Genomic DNA, 2,610 nt, shown 5'->3' on the forward strand with positions numbered 1-2,610 from the left:
CGGCGGCGGCGGCCGACTTCTCCAGGCCGCGCTGCTTGAAGGTACCGGGGATCGGGAGGGTGCTGATGCGGTCCAGCGGCCACACGATGACGAAGGCGCGGCCGATGACGCGGTCGATCGGGATGGTGCCGCCGCCGGGGTCACCGCGGTGGGAGCGGGAGTCGTAGGAGAGTTCGCGATGGTCTCCCATGACCCAGAGCTGGCCCGGCTTCACGGTGACGTCGAACGGGTCGTTGGACGGCTTGTTCTGCTCATGCGTGATCGGGTCGGTGAAGATGTAGGACTTCTCGTCCAGCGGGACGCCGTTGACGGTCACCCGGCCCTGGGCGTCGCAGCATTTCACGTGGTCACCGGGGATGCCGATGACGCGCTTGATGTAGTCCTTCTCGTTGGGCGCCACACCGAACGCGGTTCCGACGGCGCGCAGCGCCTTGGAGATCGGGTTGCCCGGCTCGTCCACCTGGACTTCGGGGTCCCAGGAGTCGAGGCCGTTGAAGACGATCACGTCACCGCGGGCGATGTCCCGGGTGTGGTAGACGATCTTGTTCACGAGGACGCGGTCGCCGACCTGGAGGGTGTTCTCCATGGAGCCGGACGGGATGTAGAAGGCCTGGACCGCGAACGCCTTGATGACGAGTGCGAGGACGACGGCGACGACGATGAGGACCGGGAGCTCTTTCCAGAACGATCCCTGCTTCTTCTTGCCCTTGCCGCCGTCTTCGGAGTCGCCGGCCGTCTCCTCGGCCGAGTCCACGGGCTCCTTCTCTTCGGGCACCGCGCCCTCGGCTTCGGATCGCACGTCTCTCCGATCGTCCTCTTCAGTCATCAGAGCGAAAGCCTAGCGCCGCAAGTCCTGCGGGACGCCGCCCACGAGCGTGTCGCGGGCGGACGAGCCGGTCGCACCCGTCCGGAACGGGCAACGCCCCGGGCACCGTCGCGGGTTCCCGGGGCGTCGTGGTCCATCGGCTCAGTGCTCGCGCTTCTCCTTGATGCGCGCGGCCTTGCCGCGCAGGTTGCGCAGGTAGTAGAGCTTGGCGCGGCGGACATCGCCGCGGGTCACGACCTCGATCTTGTCGATCGAGGGGCTGTTGAGCGGGAACGTCCGCTCGACGCCGACGCTGTAGCTGACCTTGCGGACGGTGAACGTCTCGCGGGCGCCGCCGCCCTGCCGCCGGATCACCACGCCCTGGAAGATCTGGATACGGCTACGGTTGCCCTCGGTGACGCGCACGTGCACCTTAAGCGTGTCGCCCGGACGGAAGTCCGGGACGTCGGCGCGCATCGCGGCCTTCTCGATCTCCTGGATCAGGGTGTGCATCGCAGCGTTTCCTCGTGGTCGAACGCGGGCGTCGAGAGGCCCCGGTGGGACTTTCGTGGGGGCGTCGCGCCGCGGGAAGTGGTCTTCGGGTGCCGTGCGCTCTGGAGGCACGGACGCTCTAGTCTGCCATACCTTCGCCGTCAACCGGAAAACCGGCCTCGCGCAGGACGGCGCGGTCCCGCTTGTCGAGGTCCTCCGGCGCGAGGCGGGCGAGGAGTTCGGGACGATGCCGGGCCGTCCGGCGGAGCGCCTCGTCCCGCCGCCAGCGGGCGATCGCCCCGTGGTTTCCGGACAGGAGGACGTCCGGAACCGGCCGGTCCCGCCAGACGGGGGGCTTGGTGTAGACGGGGCCCTCCAGGAGCGACTCCATGGCTCCCGGGGCGAAGGAGTCGTCCGTGACCGATTCGGCGTTGCCGAGGACCCCGGGCACCAGGCGCGCGATCGCCTCGATCATCACCATGACGGCGACCTCACCGCCGGCGAGGACGAAGTCGCCGAGGCTGACCTCGTCCACGGGCATGCGGGTGCGGGCCTCCTCGACGACACGCGAGTCGATGCCCTCGTAACGCCCGCACGCGAACACGAGCCAGGGCTCCGCCGCGTACCGCACCGCGTCGGCCTGAGTGAACGGCCGCCCGCTCGGCGTCGGAATGATCAACCGCGGCACAACCCCCGCTGCGGTCTCGGTTGAGGCGCCCCCGCCAACCGGCGCCGCACCGCTGGACGACACCGATCCCCCGGGTGCAGCCGGCACACTCCGGTCAGTCCCCGCATCCTCGCCGGCCGGCGCCGCCTCTCCGCGCACCATCGGACCGCCGGCCGGTGCGATGCCCTCGGTTGACGACGCCTCACCGGGCGACACGGACCCACCGGTCGACGCGCCGCCGCCAGCCGGCGCGTCGCTGACGGTCGGCGCGATGGCGCCGACCGACTGCGCCTCGCCAGGCGACACAGCGCCCTCGCGCGGCGCGCCTCCGCCAGGTGACACGGGCCCGCCGGGTGGCGTGATGGCATCGGCCGGCGCCGCCTCGGCGAGGGGCACGGGCCCGCCGGGTGGCGCGCTTTCGTCACCTGGCGCGATGGCGCCGACCGACTGCGCCTCGCCAGGCGACACAGCGCCCTCGTGTGGCGCGCCTCCGCCAGGTGACACGGGCCCGCCGGGTGGCGTGATGGCATCGGCCGGCGCCGCCTCGGCGAGGGGCACGGGCCCGCTGGGTGGCGCGCTTTCGTCACCTGGCGCGATGGCGTCGGCCGGCGTGGTGGCATTGGGCGGCGCTGCCTCGGTGGAGGGC

Annotated in this window: 3 protein-coding genes; all 3 read right to left on the reverse strand. The window is 71.5% G+C overall.

The window, feature by feature from the left end; genetic code table 11:
* Positions 1-799 (reverse strand): signal peptidase I (lepB, locus tag E1284_RS40070; protein ID WP_243715044.1); only part of this gene is annotated, 799 nt, incomplete at its 3' end.
* A 168-nt stretch (positions 800-967) separates the two neighbouring features.
* Positions 968-1,318 carry a 50S ribosomal protein L19 gene (gene rplS, locus E1284_RS40075; protein ID WP_067632127.1) on the reverse strand — a complete coding sequence of 117 codons (351 nt, stop codon included), beginning with the start codon at positions 1,316-1,318 and terminating at the stop codon, positions 968-970.
* 118 nt (positions 1,319-1,436) lie between these two features.
* Positions 1,437-2,270 carry an RNA methyltransferase gene (locus E1284_RS40080; RefSeq protein ID WP_424923540.1) on the reverse strand — a complete coding sequence of 278 codons (834 nt, stop codon included), beginning with the start codon at positions 2,268-2,270 and terminating at the stop codon, positions 1,437-1,439.
* Positions 2,271-2,610 lie beyond the last annotated feature (340 nt).

It is taken from the genome of Actinomadura bangladeshensis (assembly GCF_004348335.1).
GTDB classification, from domain to species: Bacteria; Actinomycetota; Actinomycetes; order Streptosporangiales; family Streptosporangiaceae; genus Spirillospora; species Spirillospora bangladeshensis.